This window comes from Pseudomonas sp. C27(2019), from assembly GCF_008807395.1.
Classification (GTDB): domain Bacteria; phylum Pseudomonadota; class Gammaproteobacteria; order Pseudomonadales; family Pseudomonadaceae; genus Denitrificimonas.
Map to the genome: position 1 here is coordinate 713,880 of NZ_CP043320.1, position 13,605 is coordinate 727,484.

Annotated in this window: 11 protein-coding genes; 4 read left to right on the forward strand and 7 right to left on the reverse strand. The window is 50.2% G+C overall.

The annotated features are described in order from the left end of the window. Positions 1 to 196 precede the first annotated feature (196 nt). The 3 genes from FXF61_RS03365 to FXF61_RS03375 all read left to right on the forward strand — a co-directional run bounded on the left by FXF61_RS03365 (position 197) and on the right by FXF61_RS03375 (position 3,133). Positions 197 to 892, forward strand: a complete 696-nt coding sequence (locus tag FXF61_RS03365; RefSeq protein WP_151183940.1) for an AzlC family ABC transporter permease — start codon at positions 197 to 199, stop codon at positions 890 to 892. After that, a complete protein-coding gene (locus FXF61_RS03370) occupies positions 889 to 1,200 on the forward strand; it encodes an AzlD domain-containing protein (RefSeq protein ID WP_151183941.1) in 312 nt (103 codons plus the stop codon). The genes FXF61_RS03365 and FXF61_RS03370 overlap by 4 nt, the downstream gene beginning before the upstream one ends. Positions 1,201 to 1,294: 94 nt before the next feature. Continuing rightward, positions 1,295 to 3,133 (forward strand): 3'-5' exonuclease, encoded by a 1,839-nt coding sequence (locus FXF61_RS03375; protein ID WP_151183942.1) that lies wholly within the window; start codon positions 1,295 to 1,297, stop codon positions 3,131 to 3,133. Between the two features lie 53 nt (positions 3,134 to 3,186). Here the strand turns inward: FXF61_RS03375 and FXF61_RS03380 are convergent, their stop codons facing one another. The 4 genes from FXF61_RS03380 to FXF61_RS03395 are packed head-to-tail and all read right to left on the reverse strand — an operon-like array spanning position 3,187 to position 8,934. Next, positions 3,187 to 5,994: an FAD-binding and (Fe-S)-binding domain-containing protein gene (locus tag FXF61_RS03380; protein WP_151183943.1), complete on the reverse strand. Its 2,808-nt coding sequence runs from the start codon at positions 5,992 to 5,994 to the stop codon at positions 3,187 to 3,189. Continuing rightward, positions 5,991 to 6,656 (reverse strand): lactate utilization protein C, encoded by a 666-nt coding sequence (locus FXF61_RS03385; protein WP_151183944.1) that lies wholly within the window; start codon positions 6,654 to 6,656, stop codon positions 5,991 to 5,993. The genes FXF61_RS03380 and FXF61_RS03385 overlap by 4 nt, the downstream gene beginning before the upstream one ends. Beyond that, positions 6,653 to 8,101, reverse strand: a complete 1,449-nt coding sequence (locus FXF61_RS03390; protein ID WP_151183945.1) for a LutB/LldF family L-lactate oxidation iron-sulfur protein — start codon at positions 8,099 to 8,101, stop codon at positions 6,653 to 6,655. The genes FXF61_RS03385 and FXF61_RS03390 overlap by 4 nt, the downstream gene beginning before the upstream one ends. Next, positions 8,098 to 8,934 (reverse strand): (Fe-S)-binding protein, encoded by an 837-nt coding sequence (locus FXF61_RS03395; protein WP_151183946.1) that lies wholly within the window; start codon positions 8,932 to 8,934, stop codon positions 8,098 to 8,100. Before FXF61_RS03395 ends, FXF61_RS03390 begins: the two co-directional genes overlap by 4 nt. 254 nt (positions 8,935 to 9,188) lie before the next feature. Between FXF61_RS03395 and FXF61_RS03400 the strand changes: the two genes are divergently transcribed. Next, positions 9,189 to 9,956 (forward strand): FCD domain-containing protein, encoded by a 768-nt coding sequence (locus FXF61_RS03400; RefSeq protein ID WP_151183947.1) that lies wholly within the window; start codon positions 9,189 to 9,191, stop codon positions 9,954 to 9,956. Between the two features lie 208 nt (positions 9,957 to 10,164). Here the strand turns inward: FXF61_RS03400 and FXF61_RS03405 are convergent, their stop codons facing one another. The 3 genes from FXF61_RS03405 to FXF61_RS03415 all read right to left on the reverse strand — a co-directional run bounded on the left by FXF61_RS03405 (position 10,165) and on the right by FXF61_RS03415 (position 13,398). Beyond that, entirely contained in the window at positions 10,165 to 10,818 is a 654-nt protein-coding gene (locus tag FXF61_RS03405) for a peroxiredoxin (RefSeq protein WP_151183948.1), read from the reverse strand. 227 nt (positions 10,819 to 11,045) lie between these two features. Continuing rightward, positions 11,046 to 11,897 carry a universal stress protein gene (locus FXF61_RS03410; RefSeq protein WP_151183949.1) on the reverse strand — a complete coding sequence of 284 codons (852 nt, stop codon included), beginning with the start codon at positions 11,895 to 11,897 and terminating at the stop codon, positions 11,046 to 11,048. Between the two features lie 10 nt (positions 11,898 to 11,907). Then, positions 11,908 to 13,398: a SulP family inorganic anion transporter gene (locus tag FXF61_RS03415; RefSeq protein ID WP_151183950.1), complete on the reverse strand. Its 1,491-nt coding sequence runs from the start codon at positions 13,396 to 13,398 to the stop codon at positions 11,908 to 11,910. Positions 13,399 to 13,605: the final 207 nt, after the last annotated feature.

Genomic DNA, 13,605 nt, shown 5'->3' on the forward strand with positions numbered 1-13,605 from the left:
TGAGCGGGCTATGCAAGCGCTAGCGCAGCTCAGTCCGGCGCCGAGTTCGCGTGCGTCGTTGCAAGCGACGGGATGGGGTTGTTTTCGCGATTGGTTGCAGGTATGGCGCATGCCGAATGCAGCAGAGCTTAGGCTTGTGCCAGTGGCGGTGTTTTCGGTTAGACTGCCCCACACTTAAATTTCTAGCAGTTGCCTTATGAGTGATGACATTTCTTCCAGCGGTCAACGATTCTGGCTGGGCGCTCTACATATTCTACCGCTGTGCCTAGCCGTGTTGCCGTGGGGTATATTGGCCGGATCTATGGCAGTTAGCCAGGGTTTTAGCCCATTGCAAGGCATAGGCTTGTCAGTGTTTGTTTTTGCCGGTGCTGCACAGTTGGTCACCATCAGCATGGTTGCTGCTGGCAGTGGTTTTATCGCGATTTGCTTAACCATTCTTATTATTACCGCTCAACATTTACTCTATGCGTTGATTTTACGTGAGCATGTCTCCAGCTTGCCGCTAAAGAAACGCCTGCCGGTTGCGTTCTTATTGACCGATGAGCTGTTTGCTTTAAGTGTGGGTAAACGCTCTTATGATTTTGCTTATTTAATGGGGGCTGGGTTGTGTTTTTATCTGGCTTGGGTTGGCTTTACCCTGGTTGGCGTGTTGCTCGCTGCATCCGTGCCCAACCTGGCTGACTACCATTTAGACTTTTCCATCGTCGCCACTTTTATTGCCATTGTTGTGCCGATGGTTAAGCACTTAAGCAGCTTAGTCGGCGTGCTGATTTCTCTGGTTTTGTCGTTGCTGTTAAGCAGTTTGGATGTCTCAGGCGCGATCGTCATTGCCGGTTTAGTCGGTATGTTCTGCGCTGTCAGCGTGGCGCGCTTACGTGGAGAAGCACCATGATTTGGTTGCTGATATTTACCTTAGCCGGCATCGTGTTTTTTAACCGCTACCTCTTATTAGAGCCGCGCCTGCCGATTCGCTTACCTGGCCTTGTGCGTCAAGCGCTGCAGTATTCAGCGCCTTGTTTATTGACGGCGATTTGTGGGCCGATTTTACTGGGAGACACAGGCTTAGGTGGATTGGCCAGTAACCCTTATACCTACGCCGCGATGTTCAGTATTGCTTGCGCGTTGCTGATTAAAAACATGCTGTTGTCGGTGTTAGTCAGTTTGGCTGGGTTTTATGCGCTGTTGTATCTGATGGGCTAATAGTAGGTAATAAATCAGCTTAGCTTGAGATAATTTATATAAGTATTAATCTTAGACCCTCTTAAATGGATGTTTTGCAGTAAGGCGAAGAGTAATGGCGTTATTTTTCCCAGCACGCAGTGCTTGTGTGTTTGATACAAATGGTGAACGACGTTTTGCTGAGCGTTTAGATAAAAAGCTCGGGAATGATTACTTGTGCTGGTTTAATGTGCCAATTGGCCCTAAAGCCTTGCAGCCTGATTTTATGATTTTGCACCCCAGTCGTGGCCTTTTGATTTTAGAAGTTAAAGACTGGCATATCGGCACCATCGACTCGCTGGATAAGGGCCAGGTAACGCTTAAGGTAAATGGCGAGCTGGTCATCGATAGAAACCCACTTACTCAAGCGCGAGTGTATGCACTGGAGGCGGCAGTCTTACTGCAGAAAGATCCGCTGCTTCAACAAACATCCGACAAATATAAAGGCAGTTTAATCATGCCTTATGGCTTTGGTGTGGTGCTCAGTAATATCACCCGTAAGATGTTTGATGAGCAGCAGCTAGGCAGGTCAATTGATGCGGGGCGGGTGATTTGTCAAGATGAGATGCTTGAATCTACCTCGCCTGAGATGTTTCAACAGCGCTTATGGAATATGTTTCATCAAGTATTTCCTTGCCAGTTGTGTCCAAAGCAGGTTGACCGAGTGCGTTACCATTTGCATCCAGAGGTGCGTATCAATACAGAGAGCGGTCAATTCGGATTGCTGACTGAAGAGCAAGCTCCGGTCCCGTCTTTACTGAAAGTAATGGATTTACAGCAAGAGCAACTGGCGCGATCTTTGGGAAGCGGTCATCGAGTGATTCATGGCGTTGCTGGTAGCGGTAAAACTATGATTCTAGCTTATCGCAGCCAGTATTTAGCATCGCTAGTAAATAAGCCGATTTTAGTGCTTTGTTATAACAAGTCGCTGGCTAGTCGTTTGCAGCAAATTATTCAGCAAAACCATGCGAACGCTAATATTGAGGTGCAACATTTTCATGGCTGGTGCTCACAGTTATTGAAACGTCATCAAGTGAAAGTAGCTGAGGGCCAAGGCCAGTATTTCCACCGACAGGTCACGAGTACCATAGCTGCTGTGCAAAACGGTAATATTGATTCGCACCAATATGCGGCGATCTTAATTGATGAAGCGCATGATTTTGAAGCCGATTGGTTTAAAGTTGTGGTGCCGCTATTGGATCCTGAGTCGGGCTCTTTATTAGTGCTTTATGATGATGCGCAGTCTATTTATAAGAATAAAAAAACACTGGGTTTTACTTTTTCCAGTGTAGGTATCCAAGCTCGGGGCCGCACTACTGTGCTACGCACCAACTACCGTAATACCTTGGAAATCTTGCAGGTGGCAAAGTATTTTGCGCACTCTATTTTCACTGAGACGGATGAGCAGCAAGAAGATCTTATTCCAACACTCAGTCCTGACAGTGCAGGGCGGCGCGGTGATATGCCCGAACTGCATCGTTTCGCCAATGCAGATGATGAGTTGCGTTATATTGCTGAGCGGATCAATCAGCTCATTAAGCAGGGCCTATCGCCTGATAATATAGCTGTGCTTTACCGATATGAGCATCAGGCACAAAGCGTAGAAAAAGCTTTAGCGGAAGACGATATTGCTTTTGTGAGCACGCGTAATGAAAAAGATAAGCTTCACCTGTACGGTGATGAGTCACGTGTAAAAATAGTCAGTATGTACTCCAGTAAAGGCTTGGAGTTTGATGTCGTGTTTATTGCACATCTCAATCAGATGCCCAAAAAAAATGCTGACCTGCAAGCTGAGGCGCGTTTACTTTATGTAGCGATGACTCGTGCTATTGAAACCTTGGTTTTCACTTATCATGAAAGCTCAGAATTTACTGAGCAGGTTCAACAAGCTATTGCGCAGGCTGAAAGGAATTAAGCAGGGCGGCACGCTTAGTGTAAGAGCTAAGATTGCCGCTGTTTTGCCACTTGCTACTTTGCCTCGCTGACCTTATTCACTAAATACACCAGATGCTGATAGCTCAGATTGCTGTAGCTGCTTAAGCCCACTTCACAGGTGCGGCTGCTGGAGAAACCGGCGCTGCAGCTGCCCACTTGCGTAGCAAGGTCGCGCAACGCATGGTGATTCAGCGCGGGCAGGGTGAAGCCTTTATCGCCAGCAAAACCGCAGCAATGAATACCTTCCGGCAGCACAATCTCCTGAACACATTGTTTAGCAATGGCTAAAAAGTTGTCTGCTTGTTTCATGTGTTGTGTGCTGCAGGTGATATGCACGGCAATCTTAGTCTCTAGCGGTTTGATCTCTAAACGCGGCAGCACTTCTTCGCGCAGAAAACGCACCGAATCGTAAATCTTTAAGCGCGGATCATTCAGGTCTTGAATCAAGCGTAAGGTACAGGGACTGGTATCCGAATAAATTGGATCCTGCCCGTTGCGGCTGGCGCGTAATAACATCAAGCCCAACTCGTTGAGTTTGTCTGCTGCTTGCTTTGGGTAGCCTTTAGAAGCAAAGGGTTGGCCGCAGCAATTGTTGTCCATTGCCTCTGGGTAAATCACTTGAAAGCCTGCTTTTTCCAACAGCTGCTGGGTTTTATCGCGCAGGGGTGTTTGCTCAGCATCTAAATGCGCAGGCCCCATTACTTGTGACACGCAAGAAGCAAAGTAAACCACGCGCGGTTTATCGGCTGCTGTGTTACTGCTGTTGTTGGCTTCGGATAACTTTGCCGCCTGCGGCGTGGCCGTTAGATAGACAGGAAGCTGTGAGAAGCGCTGGTGTAACTGCGATGACCAGCGGTACATGCGTGGCGCAGTCAGTACTTTGCGCGCCAATTCAGCACCTAACAGAGCCCAGCGTGCGGCGCGCGCTGCTTGGGCAAAGGAGCGGGCAAGGCGTTTTGCTGTATCGGGATGCTGAGCTTGTGTGGCACGCAACTGGCGCATTAAATCACCGGTATTAATCCCTACCGGACAGCGTAGTGCGCACAAACCTGTGGCTGCGCAGGTGTCGATGCCGTGATATTGATAACGCTCCTCCAACTCTGTGCTATCGATGCCGTTGCGTTTTTTCTGTTGAATATCACGCCAAGCGACGATGCGCTGGCGCGGTGAGAGGGTTAAACCGTGCGCAGGGCAGACCGGTTCGCAAAAACCGCACTCAATGCATTTATCAATCAGCGGATCTGCTTCAGGCATGAGTTTGAGGTTTTTCAGATGGATCTCTGGATCGTCAGAGAGCACTACATCCGGATTTAAAATGCCTTGCGGGTCGAGCAAACGTTTAATCTGCCACATCAATTGATAGGCATCGCTGCCCCATTCCAGTTCCACAAAGGGCGCCATATTACGGCCGGTGCCGTGTTCGGCTTTGAGTGAGCCGCCAAATTCAACAGCAACCAGATGGCTGACTGCTTGCATAAAAGCGCTGTAACGGGCAATTTCTTCTGGCTGATCAAAACGCTGGGTAAAGACAAAGTGCAAATTACCTTCCAGCGCGTGACCAAATAAAATCGCTTCGTCATAGTGATGCGCATCGAGTAGGGCGAGTAGACGATTTACCCCTTCGGCCAGATGCTCCAGCGGAAAGGTGACATCTTCAATAATCACTGTGGTGCCGTTTTCACGCACGGCACCAACGGCAGGGAAGGTGTCTTTGCGCATGCGCCAGAGCAGTTCATACACCTCAGGGTCTTGGCTAAACGGCACATGCTGCTCTTTAGGAAAATGCTCGATAGAGGCGTTGATCTGTTGCAGTTGTTGCTCCAGCAAGCTGTTGTCAGGGGCGTTTGATTCGATCAGCAGTGCACAGGCTGAGGCGCCCAATTGCTCAATCCAGTCCGGCATCCCGGCCATGTGTTGCACGCTGCGTAGACTACGGCGATCCAGTAACTCCACGGCAGACACCGCTTGTTGCTTAAGCACCACTACGGCTTGGCAGCAGCTTTCGACATCGGGAAATACCACCAGCGCTGTGGCTTTGTGTGGGTAGTCAGGCACGGTGTCGTAGGTGACTGAGCTGATAAAACCCAGTGTGCCTTCGGAGCCGACCATCAAGTGAGTGAGAATATCCAGCGGATCAGTGAAATCAATTAAGGCATTCAGCGACAGCCCCGTGGTGTTTTTTAAGCGGTATTTGTGTTTAATCTTGGCTGCCAGTTCAGTGTTGTTACGCGTATCTTCTGCCAGCTGGCTCAGTTGCTCGAGCATCTCGCGGTGGCTGTTACGGAAACGGCTAACACTGGCTAAATCAGCGCTGTCGACTACGCTGCCATCGGCCAGCATCAGGCGCATCGCGGCTAAGGTTTGATAGCTGTTTTGCGCCGTACCGCAGCACATGCCGCTGGAGTTGTTGGCGACAATACCACCAATTTTAGCGGCATTTATTGAAGCGGGGTCAGGGCCGATTTTGCGTTGTAGATGGGCCAGCGCCTGATTGGCATGCGCGCCAATCACCCCAGGCTGCAAACGGATACGCTGACCGTTATCGAGAATTTCTTTGTTATTCCAGCGGTCGCCAAGCACGATCAGCACCGAATCGCTGATCGCCTGTCCCGATAAGCTAGTGCCGGCCGCGCGAAAAGTTACGGGCACTTGATGGGCGCTGGCTTGCTGCAGAATAAACACCACTTCAGCCTCGGCTTCAACGCGAATCACCAGCTTAGGCAATAACCGATAGAAGCTGGCATCCGTGCCCATGGTCAGCATCGATAAGGGATCAGAGAAACAGCGCTCGGCTGGGATCTGCTGCTCGATAGCGCTGAGAAAGGCGGCCGGTAAACTCATGCGTCCTCCACGATCAACACGATTAAATCTTTAGGGCCATGCGCCCCGTAGGCTAGCACCTGCTCAATGTCGGCAGTTTTCGATGGCCCAGAAATCAGCAGCAAATTACTGGGCATGGGTTTGGGCCAGTGCTGTTGCGCTTGGTAGAGGTTGTCATGGATCTGGCTGGCATTGAGCAGGGCAATATGCAGCGGCGGCACTAAACTCATCAGGCGTGGCTCATCTGGGCTGGGCTGCACCACCAAGGTGCCGGTAGCGGCAATGCCAGCTCGCGTGCCAGTCAAACTGGCCGGAACATCATCAAACAGTTCACGTTTCCACGCTTCGATGGGGCGATCATAAGCCAGCAATTGCAAAGGACTATTCTGGGTTTGGCAGTAGCTGCTGAAGGCTTGGCCATGTGCGGTGTTGGGTGCGATAAGCAGCTTGTCTATTTGGCGCGCGGCCAATAACTCGCTAAGTAACTTGGGCCATTCGTTGCTGCGGGTCAGATGTACGTCGCTGTGCACCGCAGTCATTAGCTCTTTTAGGCGAGTGACGCGTTCGGCGGCGCTATAGCGCCAAGGCTCATCCACCAAAGCGGCATCGAAAGGATCAGCAATGGGTGTAGTGCCAACCAGACTGCTGCGTAAACTGGCTAAAATCCTATTGCGCGCACTCATGATTTTGTCTCCAGATGCTGTTTAGCTAATTCATGCAAGCTGCGTTTAGCTGGTTTTGGTGCGCTATGGTTTTGTGTCCAAGGGCCGAGATTTTTGGGAGTGAGTCCACCGAGGCGTGTGGCGAAAAAGGTACCGGTTTTATACAGCCATGGCTGGCTATTAAAATACTGCCAACCGAACCATAGCGCGCGCTCTTTAGCGGAATAACGACTGCCTTGTCCGTCCATCACTTGGCCGGACTGCTTGGGTGATTTAACATTTTCTTCGCGCAAGCGGCGTAGCAGTGCAGGAATCGGAATCTTCACCGGACAGACTTCACCACAGGCACCACATAAAGAAGAGGCCGATGGGTGGTCCGGAGTGTTTTCTAAGCCCAACAAATGCGGCGAAATAATTTTACCAATCGGGCCGGGATACACAGTGCCATAGGCCTGCCCACCTATGCGCGTGTACACCGGGCAATGGTTCATACAGGCCCCGCAACGAATACAGTTCAGCGTTTGCCGCAGTTCTGCATCAGCAAAGGCTTGGCTACGGCCATTATCCAACAAGACCAGATGCACTTCTTCCGGGCCATCCAATGCACTCGGCTGGCGCGGGGCTGAAATCATATTGACATAAGTAGTGATGCCTTGACCCAGCGCTGAACGGGTCAGTAACGACAGCAGCGGCACAGTATCTTGCAAATTGGCTACGACCTTTTCAATCCCAGTCACAGCAATGTGTACCGGCGGCACTGTGGTCGACATCCGGCCATTGCCTTCGTTTTCCACCAGCAATAAAGTGCCAGTTTCCGCTACTGCAAAGTTCACCCCAGAGATACCAATGTCAGCGTGGAAAAACTTCTCACGCAAAATACCGCGCGCCGACTGAATCAAACTGTCGACATCATCGGTATAGGGCAGGGCCAAGCGGTGCTCGAATAAGCGCCCGACTTGCTCAGCATTTTTGTGAATGGCCGGCATAATAATATGTGTGGGTTTTTCATTGTCCAGCTGAATAATGTACTCGCCCATATCAGATTCCAGCGCTTCAATGCCATGCTCAGTCAGGTATTCATTCATGGCCATTTCTTCACTGACCATGGATTTGCCTTTGATCACCTGGGTTGCGTTACGCGCCTGAGCAATCTGCAACACAATCGCATTGGCTTCTGCTGTGCTGCTGGCCCAATGCACCTGAATGCCTTGTTTGGTGAGATTGGCTTCCAGCTGTTCAAGTAAATCCGGCAGTTCAGATAAGGCGCGCGCACGGATTTTATTACCCAATTCGCGCAAGTTTTCACGCTCGTCTGCATCGGGCATGGAGATGATGCGTTTGCTGATCAAGGAATCCATGGCGCTGCGCATATTGTTGCGCAATTGCTGGTCTTTTAACGACAGCCGTGCGTTGGCTTTGAGGTTGCGTGCCGTGACATCGACGGCGTGGATCCGCTGGCTATTCATGGCCTAACCTCCGGCTTAGTCTGGGTGCGTTGCCATAAAAAACTGGCCAGATGTTGCCCAAGCAAAGGGATATTTTGTTTATCAAAAGCGCCATTGATATTCAGCAAACACCCGCAATCAGCGCTGACCACCTGTTGTGCGCCGCTGGCCTGTAAAGCTTGGGTTTTATCCGCCACCATGGCACCGGCGATATCTGGCATACGCACGGAAAAAGTGCCACCAAAACCACAGCATTCGCTTTCGTGGTCATGTTCAACCCGTTCGACTTGGTCCAGTTGAGCGAGCAGGGCGCGTGCATGAATGTGGGTATTCATCTCGCGCCGCGCCGAGCAGGACGTGTGCAACGCCACTTGTAGTGGCTGGCCTTGATCGGTCAGTTGCACTTTACAGACATGCAATAAAAACTCAGCCAACTCATAGGTGCGTTCGGCTAAATCATGCACCTTGGCCAGCATCTCAGGCTCGTCTTTAAACAAATCAGCATAGTGCTCGCGAAACATTCCCGCGCACGAGCCGGAAGCGACCACCAGTGGCCAGCCGCCGATAAACAGCTCGATCTGGGTGCGTGCCACTTCTCGCGCTTGTTCGCTATAGCCTGAGGTGTAGGCCGGTTGTCCACAGCAACTTTGCTCCTGCGGAAAATCTACAATAATGCCTTCGCGTTCTAACAAATGAATGGCATCCATACCGGCTTGTGGGAAAAACAAATCCACCATGCAGGTACCAAATAAATACACCGCTTTGGGTTTGTTAGCAGGGTATTCGCGCGCAGGTTTGCGCGGCGGGGCAACCCGAGTCGCTTGGCTGGCTGCGTTATAAAATAGCTCACTCATGCTTGGCTCCGCTGGACAGCACAGACAATGATTGACTGTTGCTTGGTATTTCTTTATAAATTGGTCATACCAGTTTACATTCTTGTGGTTTTAGTTAAATACGCTGAGCCATGACTGTCAAATTATTTAACTGCTACTTTAGTTTTTCAGGGTGCCGCTACGCGAGATGGTGCTAACAGTTTTAGCCCATAGATCGCCGCAGTTAAGCGCTTAATCAAGCGAAAAACCCTGTATACAGAGGTAAGAAGAGCATTATGAGCTTTGCACAGATACAGCAGCGCCGCTTGTCGGACGACATTGTCGAACAGCTGGAAACCATGATTTTAGAAGGCGTCTTGCAAGCCGGCGAGCGCTTACCAGCGGAGCGCAAATTGGCCGAGCAGTTTGGCGTGTCGCGCCCGTCGTTGCGCGAGGCGATTCAAAAGCTGGCAGCCAAAGGCTTGCTGGTCAGCCGTCAAGGCGGGGGCAATTATGTCAGTAACCAAGTGGGGACAACCTTCAGTGATCCGCTGCTGGCGTTGTTGGCCGGCAAAGCTAATGCGCAAAAAGATTTGCTCGAATTTCGCCATACCTTGGAAGGCGCTTGCGCTTATTATGCCGCGTTGCGCGCTACGCCAGCCGATCATCAGCGTCTCGATTTAGCCTTTGCTCAGCTTGAATCCTGCTATGCAAACAGTGCAGACAGCTGCCGTACCGAAGAAGGCTTGGCTGATGCATGCTTTCATTTAGCCATTGCTGAAGCCAGCCACAATATTGTCTTGCTGCATACGGTGCGCGGCTTGTTTGAAGTGTTGCGTGGCAATGTGATGACCAATATTGGTGGCATGTACCCACAGCGTAGCGAAACTCGCACAATGCTGATTGAGCAGCATCGTGCCCTGTACCAAGCCATCAAGGCTGGGCAGGCGGAGCAGGCGCGCCGCTTGTCCAATCAGCATATTGAGTATGTTTGTGAGGTGTTGGCGGAAGTGGATGAAGAACAATTGCGCCTGCAACGCTCGCAGCGACGTAAAGGTGTATAGCGGCACGCACTGCATATTAATAATTTGCAGACTTTAACCTGTGCGCATTAAAAAACCCCAGCACCGTCACCGATGCTGGGGTTTCGTGTCACGCAGCGTACATTCAAAAGTCATGCCCCGTATTCGTAGGTCGACCTTTTAAGGTCGACACCATCATTACGGCACAATTCTAAAGCGTCACGCCGCCTAGCCGGTTAGGGCAAGCAACTTACAACTGCTTGGTGCAGTAGTAAAAGTCAACGCACTCGTACTCGCCTGACTTGACGCGCGCATCTGCCTCAGCGGCTGTCGCTGCGGGTGGCACGATAACGCGATCACCTGGCTTCCAACCTTCAGGTGTAGCAACTTTGTGCTCGTCGCTGGTTTGCAGTGCATCCAGTAAACGCAAGAACTCGTCGATTAAACGGCCGTTGCTCATTGGGTAGTAAACCATTGCGCGTAAAATGCCATTGGGGTCAATGATGAACGTTGCACGCACTGCTGAGGTATCGGCTGCGCCGGGGTGAATCATGCCGTAGGCACGGGCCACATCCATTTTTAGGTCAGCAATGATTGGGAAAGGAATGGTTACGCCAAACTTTTCTTCAATGTTACGCATCCAAGCAATGTGTGAGTGGTGGCTATCGATAGATAAACCCAATAGCTCACAGTTGCGTGCGTTGAACTCAGGTGCCTTTTTAGCGAAGGCAATAAACTCAGTGGTGCACACTGGGGTAAAGTCAGCTGGGTGTGAGAACAATACCAACCACTTGCCTTTGTAATCATCTAGGCACTTATCACCGTCAGTGGTTGGCGCGTTGAACTCAGGTGCGCGCTCATTCAGACGTGGTAAACCGTAAGCTGCTGTATCAGTTGTTTGCATGGTGTATCTCCTTGGTTGTTTGCTTAACTTGGATACAATATAGCATGCAAAAAAATATACTGAATTGTTATATATTGATTGCTCTGATAGCTTTCTACTATTGAAGCTGTTTTAACGATAGGGTTTTGGGGATGACTCTGTGGCGCTTCACTCGCTATGTCGTGATACTGACAGACGAGTGAAACGTCACTTTTATGCAGTAGGTTGAGCTTGCAGAAAGCAGGCTGCTATTTAACAACTAAAATTGGCAGAGTGCTGTTTTCCAGCATTTTTAAAGTGTTACTGCCAATAAAAAACTGGCGTAAACGTGTACCGGAAAACGCACCCATGACTAGCATGTCGATAGCGTTGTCTTGTTGGTAGGTGAGTAGTTGCCTGAAAATATCGCCTTCTAGATAGCTTGCCTTAACTGAAAAACCACCTTCAATCAAGCGCTGTTCTGCGCGTGCAAAAGACGCCTGCAAGTCGTCTTGTTTGTTCTTGACGGTAACCAAATGGCACTCTAAGCCGCGCAATAAGTCGCTGCTTAAAATACGCTGCAGTGCTTGCTCAGTGGTGGCGCGCCCGTCAAACGCTAGCATAAAGTTTTTCGGCGCAATAAAATCATGCGCCGTGATCAGCACCGGGGTATGAACCCGGCGTAATAGATTTTCCACATGACTGCCCAGCACGTTGATTCTTTGACCGCTGCTACTGCCAGAATGGCCAATAATCACTAAGCGCGCAGTGTCTTCGAGTGTTAGCAGGGTGTCGATAAATTCGCCATGGCGCTGCAGCGTTTCAACCTGCTCGCAGCCAGCTTCAAGCGCTTTTGTTTTGGCTGCTTCGAGCAGCTCTTTACCCAGCTGCAGGGATACTTTGGCGCGCAGTTGGTCGAGCGTGGCAATTTCCGTCATCAGTTTAGAGCGCGCACCAAGGCCGATCGCTCCGGATAAATCTTGGCTGTCGGGCTGGGGCTGCTTTTCGATACTGTGCAAAAACATTAACGGGCTCTTGAGCTGCCCACCGGCCCAGATCGCAGCGTCTTGCACGCTGGTCGACCAGGTTGATTCATCAATGCAGGCTAGAATATGTTGCATAGTTTAGTCCTCAGTGGTCACTCAGTAGTTTTTCCAGGGCTTTAGGGTCAGTGTGCACGGCAAACTTATCAATCACTGTTTTGCTGGCTTCATTCATACCAATGATCTCCACTTCAGCACCCTGACGCTGATACTTAATCACCACGTTGTCCAGCGCTGAAACGGCAGAAATATCCCAAAAATGTGCACGGGTTAAATCGATCACAACTTTTTCTGCAGCATATGAAAAATCAAATGAGGCAATAAACTTCTCTGCCGAGGCGAAGAATACTTGGCCGATCACTTGGTAGTGCAGCGGCGCGCTGGCGTCTGCGTGTTCGAGTTTAATGATCATCAAGCGTGCAATTTTATTGGCGAAGAACAAGGTCGACAACAGCACGCCGGCTAATACGCCTAGCGCTAGGTTATGTGTCGCCAAGACCACGCCAACAGTAGCGATCATAACGATATTAGTTGAGAGGGGAAATTTCTTAAGGTCGCGCACCGAGCTCCAAGAGAAGGTTCCGATGGACACCATGATCATTACAGCAACTAAAGCCGCCATAGGAATTTGGCTGATCCAATCACTTAAGAAAACTACCATAATCAATAAGAAAAAACCGGCGATGAATGTTGATAAGCGGCCACGACCACCGGATTTAATGTTGATCACCGATTGACCGATCATCGCACAGCCCGCCATACCACCGAGTAAGCCAGAACCGATATTGGCGATACCTTGGCCTTTACACTCACGATTGCGATTACTTGAGGTGTCGGTCAAATCATCAATAATGGTTGCCGTCATTAATGACTCCAGCAGGCCTACAATCGCTAGAGCAACAGCATAGGGCAGGATGATTTGTAAGGTTTCTAAATTCAGTGGCACTTCAGGCCATAAGAAGATTGGCAGTGTATCAGGCAACTCACCCATGTCGCCTACTGTGCGAATGTCCATGCCTAAGTACATCGCAACGCCAGTTAACAGCACAATACAAACCAATGGAGAAGGAATGCTTTTACCGATTTTAGGCAGTAATGGGAACAGGTAGATAATACCCAAGCCTGCTGCTGTCATCGCGTACACATGCCAGGTGACATTGGTCAGTTCTGGCAGTTGTGCCATAAAAATCAAGATAGCCAGAGCGTTAACAAAGCCAGTCACCACTGATTTTGAAACAAAACGCATCAGGCTGCCGAGCTTTAGGTAGCCTGCGACAATTTGCAAAACGCCGGTTAATAAGGTCGCAGCCAGCAAGTATTCCAAACCGTGCTGCTTGACCAACGTTACCATCAGCAATGCCATTGCACCGGTTGCGGCTGAGATCATTCCAGGGCGGCCACCGACAAAAGCGATAATCACGGCAATACAGAAAGATGCATACAGACCAACTTTAGGGTCAACGCCGGCAATAATGGAAAATGCAATGGCTTCAGGAATCAGTGCCAGGGCAACAACAAGACCTGAAAGCAGGTCACCACGTATATTGAAAAACCACTCATGTCGCATATTTTTAAACATAAATAATCCGTGCTGCTGACTGCGGATTGCGGTCAGGCTTAAGTCAGACCGAGGTGTGTCGGTCTGGGTTTCAGTGTGTCGAAGGTTAAAACTGAGCCGAGGCAAATGTTATGCAACTTGGCTGAGAGTCACGCGCGCACTTAAGGCAAGCTAGCTGGTTAACGGCCTAAGGCAATACAGTGCTGTGCGCAAAAGTAGGCGTAAGTC

Coding starts and splice junctions, on each gene's coding strand:
- FXF61_RS03395 (WP_151183946.1), bottom strand. CDS start 8,934: ATGAGTGAGCTATTTTATAACGCAGCCAGCCAAGCGACTCGGGTTGCC.
- FXF61_RS03405 (WP_151183948.1), bottom strand. CDS start 10,818: ATGCAAACAACTGATACAGCAGCTTACGGTTTACCACGTCTGAATGAG.
- FXF61_RS03410 (WP_151183949.1), bottom strand. CDS start 11,897: ATGCAACATATTCTAGCCTGCATTGATGAATCAACCTGGTCGACCAGC.
- FXF61_RS03375 (WP_151183942.1), top strand. CDS start 1,295: ATGGCGTTATTTTTCCCAGCACGCAGTGCTTGTGTGTTTGATACAAAT.
- FXF61_RS03400 (WP_151183947.1), top strand. CDS start 9,189: ATGAGCTTTGCACAGATACAGCAGCGCCGCTTGTCGGACGACATTGTC.
- FXF61_RS03415 (WP_151183950.1), bottom strand. CDS start 13,398: ATGTTTAAAAATATGCGACATGAGTGGTTTTTCAATATACGTGGTGAC.
- FXF61_RS03370 (WP_151183941.1), top strand. CDS start 889: ATGATTTGGTTGCTGATATTTACCTTAGCCGGCATCGTGTTTTTTAAC.
- FXF61_RS03380 (WP_151183943.1), bottom strand. CDS start 5,994: ATGAGTTTACCGGCCGCCTTTCTCAGCGCTATCGAGCAGCAGATCCCA.
- FXF61_RS03365 (WP_151183940.1), top strand. CDS start 197: ATGAGTGATGACATTTCTTCCAGCGGTCAACGATTCTGGCTGGGCGCT.
- FXF61_RS03390 (WP_151183945.1), bottom strand. CDS start 8,101: ATGAATAGCCAGCGGATCCACGCCGTCGATGTCACGGCACGCAACCTC.
- FXF61_RS03385 (WP_151183944.1), bottom strand. CDS start 6,656: ATGAGTGCGCGCAATAGGATTTTAGCCAGTTTACGCAGCAGTCTGGTT.